We start from the raw sequence: 17608 nt of genomic DNA, 5'->3' as shown, positions 1-17608 counted from the left end.
CTTTAGGTCCGGAATATGATTTCACGGTAAACGTCGTAGATGAACCAGTAGAGCTGGGAACCTAGACTGAACGCCAAGGTGGCGATAAAGACAACGAACCCCATGGCAACGACGGTCAGCACCATCGTCAGCACCGTCTTGGCAGGTGTGTATTGGTGGACGGTCATAATCCCTACGAATAGCAGCACGACGAACCATATGCTGGAGATGCTGTTCAAGAGATAATAGAACGCCGTCTCCTCCTGCGTCATGAATCGGCTGATGAAGGTCATCGGCAGGTTGATGAGCACGATAGGCAGCAGCGCGTACCCGGTCGCCATCACGATCTCTTTGAACTTCCCTTCCCCTTCCATGAGCGTAGTGATCGACCAGTTCGCGATGCAGAATAACAAGAAAGGAAGAATCGTGAATTCCAGATCGTCCAGGCTGTTCAACGAGCGCGGATCGACCATGTTGACGAGAAAACCGGCAAATTGCTTTTGCAAAATCGTCGTCAGGATAAGCGCGAGCAAGATCAGCAGCGCAACCTTCAATTTGCCCTTGCCCTCGTACTTCATGTCCCAGAATCCGTCGAACGGACGCACGATAAGATGGAGCGGAAATTTAAGAAAGTCCTGCTTCATGTTTCACAGCCCTCCTTCTGATGACTAGTCTTGCAAAGCGATAAGCGATGAACGCAATAATGAGGGTAAGCACGACGGTCATGAACGTGCCGAACTGTTCCTTGAGCACTTCCCGGCGATAGCGCTTGTAAGCGACCGAGTAGTTCTTGCGACTCATGCCCAGCTTAAAATATTCCATCGCCTTCTCGTTGTTCTTCTGCATTAGGAGCGATTTACCGATACCGAGGTAAGCGATTTCATAGTTTGTATTCAAGCGAAGCACGTCGCTCCATATCTTGACTGCGACATCGTCGTTGCCGTTATAGTGCTCTGTCGTGGCTTGCCGAACAAGGGCTCCGAACCTCGTCGGACGGAAGATGACGAGGTTTTTCTTACCACTGTCCAGTACCGCAAGCTTATCGCCGATTTGCTCGACGGCTACAGGCGTATTGAAGACCCCGAGCTGGTTCCCCCGGCCGCCGAAGGCGTACAGCAAATCGCCTTCATCGTTGTACGTGAACAGCCGTGCGCGGTTGGAGTCGAGCGCGACGTACATGCCACCGCCGAGCACCTTGATGTCGGTGAACTTGGACGGTCCCGAATTGTTGCCGAACATCCGGAAGCGGATATCACCCCTGACCGCCCAGTAGCCGAGCCGCTTCAGGACGTCGTCGCCGGACGGATTCAGCCGCTTGATCGGAGTGTCCGACGTGATGTCTATAGCGGTCGCATACACGAAGCCTTTGTTGTCGATGTCGACGTTCGAGAATTCAGTCGGGATGAACAGCTGCATCTGCGCCTTCTGTGCCTTGGTGGACAACGACTTCCACAGCCGGTCCCAGATAGAAGGCGAGACGTTGATTGTGCCGACATAGCCCATGAAATTGTTCTTGTCGTCGAACTGCATAATGCCTTCGAATACGCCGCGCGCGATGACGAATACGCGATCCGCCGCATCGACCGTTACTTTTAACGGCACGAACTTGAAAGCTGCCGGCAGTATATCCGATTTCGGATTGTCGATAATGCGGATCAGATCGCCTTTCTCCGACAGCACGACGACGCGGCCATGGTCGGTGTCCGCCACGTATAATTCGTTCTTGCCAGAGACGAACAGCCCCTGCGGCGTGGCGAAGCCGTCCTTCTTGCCGTTGTTCGTGAACGTCTCGATGACGCGGCTCACGTGCATGTCGGAATCCAGCACGATGATCCGCGCGTTGCCGCTGTCCAGGATATACGTGGTATTGTCCGGTGCAACGTACATGTCGCTCGGCTCTTTGAAGTCGCCGACCCCCAAGCTTTCGCCCGTAATTGCGGCATCCGGCACGTATGGAGCTGGCAGCGGCGATGAATCACCGTAGTAATCGTATGTGTAGGCTTCGTATGGCGTAGCTGCGGACGCAGCCGGAATGCCGATCGAAGCGACCAGCGATATAATGGCGACCAGCAGCAAAACTCTCTTCAATTGCACGCTTCCACCTCCCCCTAGTCCTTCATGCCGGATGTAGTCATCGTTTCGATAATGCGACTTTGCGAGAAGACGAACAAGGCGATCGGCACGCTCATCAGAATTAGCGCGACGGCCGAGCCGACGCCGGCGCGCGCAATGCCGCCGAATATGATCTGATTCGAAGCATAGTGAAGCGTCTTCAGCTGCTCACTATAGATGAAGCCGTTGCCGTCCGTTCCCCAGAGCATCTGGAAGAGAAGGATGACCAAGGTCAGCCAAGCCGGCTTCACGTTCGGCATGACGATTTGCCAGAAGATCCGGTATTCGCTGGCACCGTCGATCTTGGCCGACTCCAGAAGCGCGTCGGGAATTTGCTCCATGAATTGTTTCATCAGGTACAGTCCCAGCGAGAACGCGAATGCTGGCACGATAACGGCCCAGTACGTATCAATGAGGCCGATCCAGGACATGACCATGTAGTTCGGAATCGCTGTTACCTGAGGCGTGAACATTAGTGAGAGCACGACGACGGTGAAGATGAACTTCGATCCGGGAAACTTGTGTTTCGCGAGCGGATATGCCGCGGCCGAAGCCAGCAGCACGTGACCGACCACGCCCATCCCGGTAATGAAGAAGGTGTTGAAAATGTAACGGGAGAACGGAACCCACGATTGTCCGAGTAGCGTCATGAGATCGATGAAGTTGCTCGTCGTCGGATGCCGAACGAAGAGAGTCGGCGGGAACAGGAAGATTTCGTCGAGCGGCTTGAACGCCGCGTTGATTGCATATACGAGCGGCAGCGCCATGAAAGCGGCGACAGCAGCCAGAAACACGAACATCCAGAACGTTCCGGTGAAAGATCGGTTCACTCGTTTTTTGCGAATAGGAAGCGCTAACCTCATCGTCTATTCCCCCACTCTCCTGAGAAGTCGCTGCACGACCAGGTTCGTTCCAACCATCAAGGTGAACAACACGGTCGCGATCGCGGATGCGTAGCCCATCTCAAATCGGATCGTTCCGAAGTCGATCAAGTGCGTTACGATGGTTTCGGCCGCGTAGTTGACGCTAGGGAAGCCGGCTAGGTAGATGGACACGTCCGCGATCGCCAAAGACGAGGTGATCTGGATGACGGCGCCGAACATCAATTGCGGCTTCATCGAAGGAAGCGTAATGTACCAGAGCTCCTGCCAACGGTTCTTGATGCCGTCGACCGCGCCAGCTTCATACAGCGTTTTGTCCACGGTTTGGAGACCCGCGATGAAGGCGAGGAAGCCTGTTCCAAGACTGAGCCAGAGCTGCACGAGGATGATGATTGGCATGATGTATTGCTCCGTCTTCAGCCACTGAATCGGGTCGAGCAGAACGCCCATCTTGATCAGGAAACCGTTCGCGATGCCGTAACGGTCTCCCGAGAAGATCATCTGCCAGAGGAAGTAGACGTTCCCCGAGATGGAAGGCGCATAGAAGATCAGCGTCATGAACGCGCGCAGCTTCGGGCGAAGATCGTTGATGATCCAGGCGAAGACGAAACAAGCCATATAGCTGAGCGGTCCGGTAATGACCGCGAAGAGGATGGTGTTCTTAATTGCGATTAAGAACACATCGTCTTCCAGGAACAGGCGGGAGTAGTTCTGCCACCCGATGAAGCGCGGGAATTCAAGCATGTTGAAGTACGTAAAGCTGATGATGACCGACATTATTACAGGCAGCACGGTGAAGACGGCAAACAGCAGCATATAGGGTGACATCAGAATATAGGAATGCTTCCTCGCCTTTATTTCCTTCCATTTGATCGCCCACCAGCTTGTCGTTTCTACGGCTGGCTTCCCGGCGACTACAGTCACTGAAGTTTGACTCGGTGTACCGATCGTTGACACGTGGATTCCTCCTTATTCCGGCAGGCCGAATTCTTTGCGCTTCGCTTTGATTTCGTCTTGAATGTATTGGGTATAATCCATAATCGATTCGCGTGCTTCCGTATTCTTCTCGACAACCACTTTCAAGAACGCGTTCTGCAGATGACGTCCGGTGAAGTAGCCGCCAGGCACCTCGGGAACGCCTCTAACGTATTCGAACTGTGCTTTAAGGTTATCGTAATCGGCGACCGGCCAAGGCAAACTGTCGAGCGCTTTGATGTTCGCCGTCGGATAACGCGCGGATGCTCCCATCAGCGCTTCCATCTCCCGGCCGAAATTCGTTTGGGTTTTCTCGCTGGTCCACCATTTCATGAATTCCCAGGAGGAGTCTTTGTCCTTCGCGCTGCCCATCATCAGCGTACCGTTACCCGTGCTCGGTGTATCTCTGCGCACGGTACCGTCCTGCTGCTTCGTGCCCGGAATCGGCGCAAAGCCCCACATGCCGCGGATTTCCGGGGCGAATACGGTGAGCTGATTGTACGTGGTGTAATCCACGATCCCGATCGGCATTTCACCTGTACGGAACCGATTCGCGAAGTCGAATTCGCGCTCCAGCTTGTAGTCGCTGTACAGGTCCGTCCATGTCTTGAACGTTTCTACGCCGATCTTCGAATCCAGATCGGACTCTTTGCCGTCATTGCGGTAGAATTGACCGCCATTCTGCATCAGCAGCGAGCCGTAGATCGAGTTCGGCGGGATGTTCTGTCCAGGCACCGGCACCGATGTCTGCGGAACCGTGATCGGCATGCCGAACTGCATCCGGTTCTTGCTCAGGACGGTGAGCAGCTTATACACGTCGTCCCAGGTTTGTGGTACTTCCAGACCCAGCTCTGCCAACACGTCCTTCCGGTAGAAGAGCATGTTGAAGGTTTGCGTCTCCGGCAGCGCATATACACCCTTCTCGTACGTGTACGGAACAAGCGCGCTGTCACGGAACCGCTTCGCCACTTCCTGATAATCGGAGAATTGCGTCAAGTCGGCGGCCGCATCGCGCATCGCATAGTTGACGGGAATGTCGTTGCTGATCTGCATCGCGACGTCCGGACCGCGGCCGGCCAAGGTTGCCGGCAGTAAAGTGCCCATCTGCACGAGCTTCAAATTCACGTTGATGCCCGTCTGCGGCGTGAACGTTTCGTCAATCATCGCCTTCAAGGTGTTCGCCTGGTCGCGGCCGCTGCCGATCCAGACGGTTATCGACTTCTGGTTCTTCTTGTCAGAATCGTTGCCGATTTGGTTGTAATCGATCACGAAGGAATATGCGAACGTCGACAGCTCATGCTTCAGCTTCGAGAAGAAGCCCTCTCCGGATGAAGGTAATTTCTTGTCCGGCGAAGCGATGTAAATTTCGTCGAGCTGCAGCGGCATTTCGATCGCCTTCTGCAGCCAAGTACCGAGTCCGCCGGCGTTGCTCTTGAATGCGGCAAGGCGGCGCGGAATCGTATCGGGATCCTTCACTAATTCTTTCAGCTGCAGCGCCATCGTCTTCAGAAGCGCCTCGGAATCGCTGCTTCCACCCGACAGCCGTTTCAGCTCGGTGCTGACAGCGGTCAGCCGTTCGCTCTCGGATTGGAAAGTTTCCAGCATCTTCGGCACTTGCTTGTCCAAGCGGTAATCGCGGTATTTATCTGGCGATGCGCCGGTAATCATGATGATTTTGCGATACATAGCATTGAGATTGTATAGGCTCTCTTTCACTTCGCGGATTAGCGGAGCGAATTCGCCGAGCGTATCTTCCATGCGAATGATGTTCTTCCCTTTAACGAGCTTGAACAGGTACGGCTCGTCGCCGCCCATGACATCGATACGGTAACCGTTCTTGTAACGGAACGGGATTTGTTCCGCTTCCTTGAACGGAATCTCGCCGTTAATCAGCACACGGCGCGTCGAGTACAAGCCGCGAACGAATTCCTGCTTGGATTTCATAGCGATTTTATAGAGGCCGGCTTCCGGCACGTCGACTTCCCACTCGATCCACTGCCCCGGCAGACGCCAGTTATAGCCTCCGATCGTATTGACCCGAATGAGCTTCGGACTATAAGGCGTAACCGAGGAGGTGGAACGTTCCGTCTGCGGATATAGCGTTGGCGACGACTTCGCGACAGCCGATTCGCCTTGAACGGTAATCAGCTGACTGTCCGCCTTCTTCAGTCCGTCCTTCTCGTACTGCTTGAGCGTTGCTTCATAAGCAGCAGGCTGTTGCTGCTTATACAGCTTCAGTTGATGAATGACCATCGGCTCCCGCTGCGAGACGAACGTGAGCGTATGATGGCCGGCGCTCAAGTAAAACTTGAACGGATCGGCGTAGTAGCCGTCCGAATCCTCGAGCAGCGCTTCACGCCACGCCGGCTTCTCGATTTGCTCCGGACGCAGGTCGTTGCCCAGATTGTCCTGCTTCATTTGAACCAGCTCGTTGTCCCACACGCGATCGAATTGGAGATATGACGCTTCCGTGAATGGAACGACGCCGTCAATTTGCAGAGAACGCTCGATGTTCGAGCTCTTGCCCGCGATCGGGTAGTATTGGAGTTTAATGTTGTAGAAGCCCTCTTGCGTCACATCGATATCCCAGGATACGCTTCCTTGCTCGCCGGTCTTGAGGGACGCTCCGGTCTGGCCTTCATAATCGACCAGCTTCTCGAAGCCATCCCCCTCCGTCTTGGAGTAGCTAGCGGCATCTAGGACAATCTCCTGATCGGCGAAGCCGATCTTCTCATGCTTTGACAGATATTCCGCGTAATCACCTCGGCCATCCTGAAGCATCGACCAGGTGCCTTCGGCGAATGCCGATTGGCTTCCCGCGGCTGCCGTGCCGTCATTGCCCGGCCTTGTCCATACGACGAGCAGTGCAAGCGCGATAATGACGCATGCCGCCGTCATTCCCCATTTCTTAAGCAGTTTTCTCCCTTTCAATGTCAGCCCTCCTAGGCGGCGACTTGATCTGCGGATCACGCATCCCGCTGACGAAAGCGCACTCGCGTACCATCGTCCTATTGGCACATAACAAAACTATATTTACACCAAACAAAATTTCATATTGTTTGATATTTGTTATCTACTTTTTTGCTGATTGTTAGGCTTCTTTTGCATAGAAAAGGAGGGTCGTACCGGCACATCCGGCCTCCCCTCCCTTCAATGCCAGCAAGTGTCAATAAATTATTTCAATTTATCAAGTGCGGCTTGTGCAGGTGCTTTGTACTTCTCAACTGTAGCGGTAACGGATTGGTTCTTCTTGATGATGTCGTCCAAGACCGAGAACCAAGGGTAGTCGGCAACGCCTTCTTCAAGCGAGATACGGCCGGTATTGTTGATGTGCTGCAGCGCCATATCGATGTCCCCTTGGTTTTTGAAGAGCGCTTCCAGTCCGTTTTGGCCTAGGTACTCTTCCGTAGAAGGCAAATCTTGCAGCTCTTCATAGATTTGGTAAACCATTTGCGGTTCTTTTACGCCCTTCGGAATGACCCAGCCGTTCTGAGCGGTGTTCGCGTAAGTGTATTTACCATCACCACTTGGACCTTGCGGGTTCGGTACGACGCCGACTTCGAACGGCAGACCACCGACGTTCCAGTCGAAGTTCGAGGACATAGCGACGTCGCCGTCTTTGAACGTGGACGTTTCATCCCAGCTGTTTTTGTCGCCTTTTTTGACTTTCACGACGTTTTCTTTGTTGTACAGCCGGTTGATGAACTCCAACGTTTCGATCATTTTCGGATCCGTGAAGCCGACGGTTAGGTCGTCGTTGACGAACACCGCTCCGTTCGTTACGCCGAAGTCGCGAGCCGCGCCTGGTGCCCAGTCCGCGAAGCCCCATGTATCCGGCTTGCCGTCGTTATTCGTATCCGTCGTCGCTTGCTTCGCAATTTCGAGGAATTTATCCCATGTCCATTCACCATTTGTGTACAGCTCTTGCGGATCTGGCAAGCCCAGTTTCTTGAACAGATCGCGGTTGTAGAACATGCCTACAGTCGATACGCCTTTGCCGCCGAAGAAGTATTCTTCTCCAAGGAGCTGTGGAAGCTTAACCGTGTGTTCTTGTTCGTTGTTGATATCGCTAGTTGCTTGTGTGTACTCGCTGAGAGGAAGGATCAGGCCTTGTTTGATCGGGGCAAGCGCGCGCTTGAACTCTAAGATGGAGATGTCAGCCATAGGCGTTCCGGAGAGCGCGGCCGTCGTGAACTTATCCATGTATTTGTCGAACGGGATGTTGTCGTATTTGATCTTGACGTTGTACTTCTTCTCGACTTCGTGGAGTTTATCAAGCGCTTTCTTGGAATCGGCCGTGTCGCCCTTTGGCGTTCCGTCCCACCATGCGGAGATATGGATTTCGCGCCCGCCAAGGTCAATTGGCGCGATAGCGGCATCGTTCGTCGCTGCCGAGTTATTGCCTGAGGCGTCGTTGCCGGTGTTCGCTGCCGCGTCATTGCCCGTTGTCGTGTTTGTTGCCGCGTCGTTGGCAGGCTTATTATTGGCAGCGTTGCCATTTGAGTTGTTACTGCCACTTCCACAAGCCGTTAACGTAAGCATCGTTGCTGCAAGCAAAATTGTAAGTGCTTTCATTTTTCTCATTTGCAAAACAACCTCCCGCTATTTAGTGAGCAATACCTGTTTGCTCCGGCAAGGTCCACCGGTTTCCGAGATGTTTTTTTTAGTATCTCTTCTTCGTAACCGTTTACATTCTTAGTTTTACCGTACCCCCATCACCACCGGTTTGCGAAGTGTTTGATGACTTACATGCCAATAATAGCATCGGTAGCCAAAAATAGTCAATAAAATTTTTGCAACTTTAACAACATTTATGCAACGTTATTACTAATTTGTTTTCATTTTGTTATTCTATTAAGGTAAATCGACAGTCCTTTTCCGCGCACAAAAAGAGCCCCCGGCTTCTTCGCATTAGTTTGTAGCGCTTACAAACTAAACGGAGAGGCGGAGACTCCAGGAACAATCTGTGTTGGATCTGATCTATACCATCGATCTATCTAACCGTGTGCATACCGAGTATTACTCTTGTTGTTTAGGGCAATGCGTAATGATATGGAGCGTCTACGTTGCGTGGATAAAGAGCAGCTTACGCAGTATGAAAGTCAAATATTAGCTGGCAGAGAAAAAATCGACGTGTTATTCTGTCTTGCGATGCACCTAAACAAGAACAAACAGGAAGAAAAACAACAAAATTTTAGAAAAAATTTAGGTCGGCAGTCGTTTGCTATTGAGCTTCCGTGCCGGCTTCTTCTCGCTCGACTTCACCATTCAACAGGTAGGCGTAGTTCTCCCGCAGAATAACGTCTGCATAAATAAGTTTTTTCTCGTGCGCGGTTCCCGGGTTTTGAATGCGCCATAGCATCTGATCCACGGCTCGCATGCCGAGCAGTTCTTTGTTAACGTTCACTGTCGCAAGAATCGGATGGGAATGGCAGGTGTTGTCGAAGCCGGTTACTGCGCAGCGCGATGGCACTTCGATTCCCAGGTATCCCAGATGCTCGATGAAGAACTTCGCATTAACGTCATGTGCGCATACGTAAACTTCCGGCAGATCGACCGGTCGATACTGCTTGAACAAGAGAAAGATATCGTGCGCTTCGGAACCAATCAGCATAGGGTCTTGCTGAAGTTCGATCTGGCAGCTCTCGAGTGTGGAACGGAACGCAAGCCAACGGTCGAAATAGCTCTGGGCATCCTTGATGTTCCCGACAAACTGAAATTTGCGGTAGCCTTTGCTGATCAGCTTCATCATCATCTGCTGCATGCTATTGAAATTATCCGTGAAGATCGTATCGCACGCAAAGACGGGATCGCTATGATCGACCATAACGACCGGAATGTCCATTTGCTTGATTTTGAGTAAAATTTGCGTTGAGACGGTCCCGATCGTAATTATGCCCTGAATCGCCTCCGGATTCAGCAATTTGAATACGTTATCGTCAGAAGGCTCCGTTATCGTAATAATATCGAGCCCACGCTGGCGAAGGCGTGAGGACACACCTTCAAATACAGGGCCCCAGTAAATGTGTTCCCGGTTCTGATACCGCAAGTTCGGAAACATGACCACGATCGTGCCGGCCCATTTGACTTCTTCGAATTCTTGCAGCTCGCCCGTGAAACGCTGCTGCTGCTGCTGCTCGTTGTTCTTGAAGTAACCCAGCTGGCCGGCGACGCGCAGAATTTTCTCCCGCGTTTGGGCGCTCACGCCGCTCTTCCCAGCCAATGCTCGAGAAACAGCGAACTTGGATACACCTGCTAAATCGGCGATTTCTTGAATTCTCACTTTTGCTCTCATGATGACCCGTCCGTTTCTCTGTTTATTTTTAGATTAGCCGTCGTTTCGTTTAAGCGTTCAGCCCCCCGTTTTGCCCGCCGGCGCAATTGGCCGTAAAACGATATGATCCTCTTCCAGCCGCAGCAGTACCTTGTCCGCGTCTTTGGCGCCAACGGCTTCCAAGTAACGCTCGGGCACTTGAATCCGGCCAGAACGATCCATGACGGCATATTCAATATGGGTATCGAGCTCCGTCTCTTCGCCTGACGCGTACTCCGTCTCGCGCTCGTCCGTTCGCAGGATCATCTCTGAAGAAGTCCGGCCGTCCCGGATGAGTACGACCCGCTGCACCTGCTTGGCCAGATCCAAATCATGCGTCACGATGACGATGGTGAGGCCCATCTCCGCATTCAGTTTGCGGAGCAACGCCATGATTTGGTCCGACGTCTGGGTATCCAGTGCCCCTGTCGGCTCATCGGCAAGCAGCAACTTCGGTCGGTTGGCTAGCGCGATAGCGATGGCCACGCGCTGCTGTTCGCCACCCGAAAGTTGCTGAAGCTTGTGGCCGGTCCGTGAACCGAGCCCAACCGCTTCGAGCAGCTCGATCGCCCGGAGCCGTTTCTTCTTCCGATCATGCAGCAGCATCGGAATTTCGACATTCTCTCGCGCGGTCAAGTAAGGTACGAGATTACGCGATTTATTTTGCCAAATAAACCCGACTGTTTCACGTTTATAGACGTTCTGCTCCTTGTCGGTCAGCTTCAGCATATCCTTGCCGGCGATCGTCAATCGGCCTGCCGAAGGGCGGTCCAAGCCGCCAAGCATGTTCAGAAGGGTTGATTTGCCGCTGCCCGAATTGCCGATGACAGCAACCATTTCGCCTTGGTTCAGCTGCAGGTTCAATCCTTGTAGTGCAACAACCTCGACTTCGGCAGTTTTATAGATTTTAACTAGATTTTCGCATGTAATCAATAGTTAATCCTCCCCGAGCTTGACCGCTTGGTGAATATTCATCCGTTTTAGCAGCCAGATCAGTATGACAAGCGCGGCGGCAAGCATGAAACAGGTTGAGATGCCGAGCCTGAAGACGTCCGCGTGGTCGGAAATGACTTGGAACGGCGGCACGATCCGGCCTGGATCGAAGGAAAGCTGGAACAACGGAACGTAAATTTGCCCAGCAGCGAAACCGGTCGCAATGCCGATGAAGAAGCCAGCCCCTGTCGTCAGCAGCTGCTCCAGCGTCATCATGCCGAGAAGCTGCTTGAAGGAAATTCCCATCGCGCGATAAATGCCGAACTGCAGCATGCGTCCCTGGAGCGAGAGCAGCCAGAAGAGCATGAAACCAAGGAAGCTGATCGCAAGCGAAATGATGAAACCGAGCGTCATGACGCCGTTGATCGCCATTCGGAACGGGTCCATGCGGCTCTCGGAAATTTTGCCGATCGTATCATCGAACTTCTCGAGCTTGATCTGGCGCTTGCCTATCTCGTTAAGCAGTGCCTGTCTGTTCGCGCCGGGCTTCAGCTTCAGCCAAACGTCGTACGGCTCCATGCCGAGCTCGTTCTGGATCGTGTCCAGGTGGCCGACAATCAGCATGGGATTCTGAAGCTTATCGTCGCCTTCCTTAGGCCCAGCGACCGGATTTGGGTTGAATGCCGGAAAATACGGTACGATCCCATACACGATGAGGCGCGTCGGACGAATCCCTTCCCAACCGACATCCAGTGTATCGCCGACTTTGGCGCCGTAATAATCGGCCGCGGTTTTCGAGAGCAGCACCGCATGCGTATCCGAGGCGATCAAATTCATATATTCATAGAACGGGTACGGCGTCAGACTGTCCTTCATCCACGCGGCATTGCCGAATGCGTCCGTATCAATGCCAACCAACTTAACCTTGCCGCTCTTCGTGCCAAGCCAAGCTTCCCCTTCATCCTTCGTAAACACCCTCGCGGCTGTATCGACGCCCGGCAGCGATTCGATCAATTCGAACGGCGGTTCCAAGTAGTGGATGATGTCAGGCGGCGGCGCCGACTGCACCGGCTGAGTCGCCTGCGGAATCGGCGAGGCGTTCGCAGGCGCATCGCTCTCCCAGTACTGGCGAAGCACGATGTCGCTGCCTGCGGCATACCAGATTTGGTCTTCCATGTTCACATTCAGCGTACGCGCCGTATTGGCATTATAAATACCCGTGCCGACGGTCAGAATCAGAAACAGCATGAGTCCGTGATAGATGCGGTTCCGGCGAATGACCAGCAGCAGCGTCGTGTAATATTGCGGCGCCCACAGTCTGCGTCCCATCCGGTAGAAGAGTGCCACGAACAACGGATATAGCCGTATCATCAGAAGGCCGAAGCCGAGAATGAACAGCGTCGGGATCGTATAGAGCAGCGGATCGGCGGACAGCGATTTACCGTCAAGCCCCAGCTTGACGAGGTCCGACATCCGCTGGCGGAACATGTAATGGCCGTACAACGCTACGGAAATCAGCACGATGTCGACGCCGAAGAGCTGCCAAATGGGCCGTTTGCCTTCGCGTGCCTTCGCTCGCTTTTGGTCGACGATCGAATTTTTCGTTGCGATGAAGACCGGAACCAGATTGAGCACCCAGGCGGCGATCACCGCGCCTGCCGCGTATTTCCAACTCTCGGCATCCATTTGCACCTTCATCGATCCGCGGTCGACGAAGTTCAGGAACGTGCTCGTCGATCCGAGAATGCGAGTAAAGGAGACACCGAGCCAGGGACCAATGGCGAAGGCCGCGATGGCGAGCAGTCCGAATTCGGCCGCATACATCAAGACGAGATGGAATCGCGATGCGCCGCGGCTGCGAAGCACGGATATCTCCGACTGCTGGCGCTCGACAAGCATGCTCGTCACCATGTAAAAATAGAAAGTGATGAGTATAAACAGTGGCACGTTAAGCGACCAGAGCAGCGTGCGCAGCGTCTTCTCCCGTTCGTTGTATGCCGTCATCGCCTCGCTGCCCGGCACGGTGACGGAAGAGCTGACCGAATAGTTGTACGCCCCCATCATGTCCGGCGCTAAGTTCGTCTTCAGCTGCAGGACGTAAGCAGCCGTATCTAAGTCGAATTGGGAATAATCCCCGATCGCCGTCCCGCCGAGCTTGCCGATGATGATCGGATGCTTCGCGATGAAATCCTGTTCGAACAGCCGATCAGGCAGGAAGAGTGTGTTCTGGTCGTTCTTCAAATTCTGCATGCCCCAGAACGGATCGTTCAGATCCTTCTCCACGATGACCGCTACCGGCTTGATGCGGATCGCTTGATCCTTCACCTTCGGATCCTTAATGACGTATTCCTGCCCAAGCAGCATGCCTAGCTGTCCGAGTGCGCTGTCTGTGACCATGACCTCGTAGACGCCATTCGTCCTCGCCACCGTAGGTAGTTTGCCATCAATCAGCCGAACATGGTCTTCGATGCCGGAGCGCATGGCCAGCTTGGCGTTGCGTTTCACTTTCGGATCAACGCGTGAAGGATCGACTGGCGTAAGCTTGAACCGAACCGTCTCCACCAGCCTTTGATCCTGCGTAACATGGAGCAGCGGGCTGCCGGAGATATGCGAGGACCAATAAGCGTCAAACCGATTCAAAACGTTCGCCTGCACCTTAGCGTTGTCGGTCTGCATGGTGAACTGCGCGGCGATCATGCCTGGGTGATCCCCGGTTAGTTCGTAGCTCCGCTCCAAGTCCTGTACAAGCATATGATGAAGCACGGCGTTCTTATATATCGGCATGCTTGACGTCAGCGCGATGCATAAGAGCATACCGCTGAACAAGCAGATGACGAGCCAATAGTTTCTGGCCATCTTTCGCAGAAGCATGATGAGAACGGACATAATTCCCTCGATTCCCCCCGGTGGCTTTATGGAAGTATGATCTTCATTCCTTCCTGAACGCCTTTCACGATCTCGTATTCCGTCGCGGTTGTGAGACCTGTTTCGATATCGATCTCCTTGCGCCGCTCACCTTCCAGCACCTGAATGAACGTACGACCGAAATAAGCGCGGATCGCGCTCTTCGGAAGCACGATGACGTTATCACGACGGGCTGCGACGATTGTCACTTCCGCATGTGAACCGAATGAGGCACCTTCGGGTAGCTTGTCTAGCTCAATGTAGACGGTCTTACCGTATTCATCGCGCAGCCGTTCATCCGCCGTTTCCGGAGCGGAGGCCGGCGTCTGCGTCACCTTGCCTTTGTAGGTTTTATCCTTATAGGTGACGTCCGCTTCCATTCCGATCTTAATATCGGCAAGCGCCGGATTAGCGGTCACCTCGAGAGCTAACCGCATTCCGCTTGGCTGTGCGACCGCCGCCAGCACCCGCTCAGCGTCGAAATGATCGCCTGGCTTCAAATCAGTCGAATAGGAGATGACGCCGTCCGTTTTGGCGCGTATGACGCTGCTGTCAGCCTTCGACTTCGCCTTGTTGTACAGCATCTCGGAAAGTTTGAAATCAAGTTTGGCGATACGCTCGCTCTCCGCGTCTCCAGCTTTGACAGCATCGTTATACGCCTGTTTCTTGCGTTCGTACTCGATTTGGCGCTCCAGCAGTTCGATGTCGGACCCGTTATTCTCAAGGGTTACGAGCACGTCGCCTTTCTTCACGGCGCTGCCGGCCCTGACGTCCACCGAATGAATAACGCCGGCGCCCTGCTGTTGGTAGTATTCAATCTTCGTTGGCATGAAGATCGCGGAGCCCGCAACCTGCTTCACGATGCTTCCGCTCTTGGCGTCGATCGTCCGAACCTCGGCCTGCGCCGGCTTGACTAGCGGAGGCTTTAACGGCGATTGCTCTTTCGGCAGCAGGCTGCAGCCTGTCGACGCTAAACTCGCGATGAGCAGCACGCCGAGCGCAAGCGCCTGGGATTTATACATGCTTGATGATTTCCGAACCAATTCGTCCATCCTCCAGTGCATGAACCTGATCGACAAGATCCATGATGTGCGGGTCGTGGGTTGTGAGCACGACGCTAACGCCTAAGGTGCCTACCAGTTCACGGAATACCTCAATGATTTGTTTGCCCATGCGGGAATCCAATTCGGCCGTCGGCTCATCCGCCAAAATCAGCTTTGGCTTGTGGGCGATTGCCCTGGCAATCGCTGTCCGCTGTTGCTCGCCGCCGGACATCTCCTGCGGGCGATGGTGCATACGCTGCGCCAGCCCGACGAAGCTAAGCGCTTCCTCGGCCAGCCTTTTGCGGTCGGAAGCCGGCACGCCGGCTATCCGAAGTCCCAGTTCGACGTTCTCAAAGGCGCTCAAGTACGGCACCAAAGCAAACGATTGAAAAATCAGCCCGATTTCTTTTTTTCTCATCTCGTTTTTCTGTTGTTCGCTCATTCGGCTTCCGTCCCTGTCGCCGTAGAAGATCGAGCCTTCGTTCGGAGCATCCAAAGCGCCCATAATATTAAGCAAGGTCGTCTTGCCTGAGCCGGATCGCCCCTTCAATGCAATCAATGAACCCGTGCCGACACTGAGTGTGGCACCTCTTAATGCAAAAACTTGTGTTTCCCCTCTTCCGAAAACGCGCGTCACGTTTTGGACATCCACTATCGGAGTCCGTGAAGCCTCTAATTCACGCAAAACCAATCCCCCTCCGTCAAGCGGCATTGTTTCGGTAAGCGATTTCATTTCCACACCTCTACTATAGCAAACAGTAAAAAATTAGTATATCCGTTTTGAAAATTTTAGTTGTTTTGTTATTAATAATTTTAGTGTTATCCTAATAATCGCTTAGACCCTTATCAATAAAGCAAAGCTGGCCTTCTGCTCACATACTAAAAGCCCAGGAATTTCATCCCGGGCCTGTGTGCTTGATCGATTGGATCTCATTATTCGGGTTCCTAAACGATCCTCAGTCTGTTCCAAATTTCGTTTGCGATGTGCATCGTCGTGAGTTTGTATAAATAATCACTACAGTGATCGGCCATATTTATGAAACAGTAACTACAGCCTATTATGAAACACTTACAGCTATTAATGACATAAGCTTTTTTGTGTGACGTCAAAATTACTGAGAAAACAGCAGCGGAAAAGTTTGATTTATCAAGGGGCGTTTTCATAATTACTGATAAACTTTAAAGGGTAGCAGATCGAAAGAGCAATGATTTTCATAATTAATGACAATTTCTTCAAAGTGGTCATCTGTATATTTATACATGAAATGAATACATAGAAATTAAGCCCATGTACCAAAAATACATAATAACCCCCAATCGTCTATCGGGGGTTATTTTACCCTAAAATTTGGTTGTATTTCTATGGTTATATTCAGTCTTGAAAATGACTACGAATGAACGCATTTCTATGTAATGCTCGCCTCATAAACTTTTAATATTGGGCTTTTCTTTTATGGTCATCTCTTGGCTCCGCAGACGGGCGCCCATGTAATAAGAACTCCGTCAAAGAAAAAACGGTGCATCCCAATCCACATTCGGATGCACCGTTTTTTGTCCCTCTAAAAGTTATCCCATTTTTTTCGTCGTCGCGAGTTTGATCGTATACGTGTAAGTCATAACGGAGCTCGAGTATGTGTTGCCTCCCGCGCTCGATTTGACAATGAGGACGGCGTGACCGTCGAGTCGCTCGTGATGAGCGCCCCTCTTGACGGCAGTGCCGCAGGTGCCTTGACCATGCTGCGTATTTTGTAAATGAACGTCGCCATCGGGCGAGATACGCCGTTATCGACAGTAATGGCTTTGACGGTTACCGTATCATCAGGCGCACCAGTAATGGTTACCGAGTTGCCGTGCTTGTTTTCGCTGATCGGAACGGGCGTTGTACCGTCTGTCGTATAATAGGTGGTCGTATGAGTCGAGGCGCCGGTAAAATTGACGATCTGGCCGCTCGGCACGACTGCATAGACACCTGGCGTCCCTTTGGTGTGGGAACCGTCGTCGCTTTAACGATCGTGTACGTAAAGGTTGAAACCGCGCTCGAAGGTTTGCCCGCCACCATCGTGATCGCTTTGACGGTTAGCGTTTGACCCGGCACCCCTTTTACGAGAACGCCTTGGCCGCTCGCCCTTATCGCGGTCGGAGTATTGCCGTCGGTCGTGTAGTGAATGGTGGAACCCGACGTCGCGGTGTTCAACGCAATCGTGACGTTTAGCGGCACTTTCGAACCGCTTGGCGGGTACGCTGTAGGCGCTGCAGGCTGGTCCGGCGATGAGGCGCCTTGTACCGCATACGTTAAGGTGGTGACAAGGCTGTCCGGAAAGTCGCCCCTTGGATTTACTATTAAGGTTTTTACTGTAAACGTGGCGCCGTTATGTAATTAAACGGTACGGTAACGGTATCGCCTGAGGGGCTGCTCGCCTTGGGCGTCGAACCATCCGTCGTATAGTGGGTCACCGCCGCTTCATATA

Annotated in this window: 14 protein-coding genes; 1 reads left to right on the top strand and 13 read right to left on the bottom strand. The window is 52.9% G+C overall.

The features are described 5' to 3' along the window. Positions 1–2: 2 nt before the first annotated feature. The 13 genes from AC0LWF_RS03575 to AC0LWF_RS03515 form a co-directional block, all read right to left on the bottom strand. A complete protein-coding gene (locus tag AC0LWF_RS03575) occupies positions 3–623 on the bottom strand; it encodes a Yip1 family protein (protein ID WP_090573141.1) in 621 nt (206 codons plus the stop codon). Beyond that, a complete protein-coding gene (locus AC0LWF_RS03570; RefSeq protein WP_474650160.1) occupies positions 604–2073 on the bottom strand; it encodes a gluconolactonase in 1470 nt (489 codons plus the stop codon). The genes AC0LWF_RS03575 and AC0LWF_RS03570 overlap by 20 nt, the downstream gene beginning before the upstream one ends. A gap of 14 nt (positions 2074–2087) precedes the next feature. Then, the gene (locus AC0LWF_RS03565; protein WP_090573139.1) at positions 2088–2954 is read right to left on the bottom strand and encodes a carbohydrate ABC transporter permease; all 867 of its coding nucleotides are present in this window, start codon (positions 2952–2954) and stop codon (positions 2088–2090) included. Between the two features lie 3 nt (positions 2955–2957). Next, positions 2958–3845: a carbohydrate ABC transporter permease gene (locus AC0LWF_RS03560; RefSeq protein WP_474650470.1), complete on the bottom strand. Its 888-nt coding sequence runs from the start codon at positions 3843–3845 to the stop codon at positions 2958–2960. Positions 3846–3941: 96 nt separating this feature from the next. Beyond that, a complete protein-coding gene (locus AC0LWF_RS03555; protein WP_474650469.1) occupies positions 3942–6845 on the bottom strand; it encodes an extracellular solute-binding protein in 2904 nt (967 codons plus the stop codon). 276 nt (positions 6846–7121) lie between these two features. Continuing rightward, the gene (locus AC0LWF_RS03550; protein ID WP_474650159.1) at positions 7122–8531 is read right to left on the bottom strand and encodes an ABC transporter substrate-binding protein; all 1410 of its coding nucleotides are present in this window, start codon (positions 8529–8531) and stop codon (positions 7122–7124) included. Between the two features lie 640 nt (positions 8532–9171). Continuing rightward, the gene (locus tag AC0LWF_RS03545; RefSeq protein ID WP_474650158.1) at positions 9172–10242 is read right to left on the bottom strand and encodes a LacI family DNA-binding transcriptional regulator; all 1071 of its coding nucleotides are present in this window, start codon (positions 10240–10242) and stop codon (positions 9172–9174) included. 57 nt (positions 10243–10299) lie between these two features. Next, positions 10300–11193, bottom strand: a complete 894-nt coding sequence (locus AC0LWF_RS03540) for an ATP-binding cassette domain-containing protein (RefSeq protein WP_474650157.1) — start codon at positions 11191–11193, stop codon at positions 10300–10302. Positions 11194–11196: 3 nt separating this feature from the next. Further along, the gene (locus AC0LWF_RS03535) at positions 11197–14079 is read right to left on the bottom strand and encodes an ABC transporter permease (protein WP_474650156.1); all 2883 of its coding nucleotides are present in this window, start codon (positions 14077–14079) and stop codon (positions 11197–11199) included. Between the two features lie 26 nt (positions 14080–14105). After that, entirely contained in the window at positions 14106–15140 is a 1035-nt protein-coding gene (locus AC0LWF_RS03530; protein ID WP_474650155.1) for an efflux RND transporter periplasmic adaptor subunit, read from the bottom strand. After that, on the bottom strand, positions 15112–15852 hold the full coding sequence (locus tag AC0LWF_RS03525) for an ABC transporter ATP-binding protein (protein ID WP_474650468.1): 741 nt from the start codon (positions 15850–15852) through the stop codon (positions 15112–15114). Before AC0LWF_RS03525 ends, AC0LWF_RS03530 begins: the two co-directional genes overlap by 29 nt. Positions 15853–16753: 901 nt before the next feature. After that, the gene (locus AC0LWF_RS03520; RefSeq protein ID WP_474650154.1) at positions 16754–17095 is read right to left on the bottom strand and encodes a chitobiase/beta-hexosaminidase C-terminal domain-containing protein; all 342 of its coding nucleotides are present in this window, start codon (positions 17093–17095) and stop codon (positions 16754–16756) included. Next, positions 16978–17358 carry an FN3 associated domain-containing protein gene (locus AC0LWF_RS03515; RefSeq protein WP_474650153.1) on the bottom strand — a complete coding sequence of 127 codons (381 nt, stop codon included), beginning with the start codon at positions 17356–17358 and terminating at the stop codon, positions 16978–16980. The genes AC0LWF_RS03520 and AC0LWF_RS03515 overlap by 118 nt, the downstream gene beginning before the upstream one ends. Between AC0LWF_RS03515 and AC0LWF_RS03510 the strand changes: the two genes are divergently transcribed. Then, positions 17306–17521 (top strand): hypothetical protein, encoded by a 216-nt coding sequence (locus AC0LWF_RS03510; RefSeq protein ID WP_474650479.1) that lies wholly within the window; start codon positions 17306–17308, stop codon positions 17519–17521. The two genes, AC0LWF_RS03515 and AC0LWF_RS03510, sit on opposite strands and share 53 nt — an antisense overlap. Positions 17522–17608 lie beyond the last annotated feature (87 nt).

This window comes from Paenibacillus sp. sgz302114 (assembly GCF_056120345.1).
Note: the sequence above shows the minus strand (reverse complement) of the source record. Positions and strands in the feature narration are given on the sequence as shown.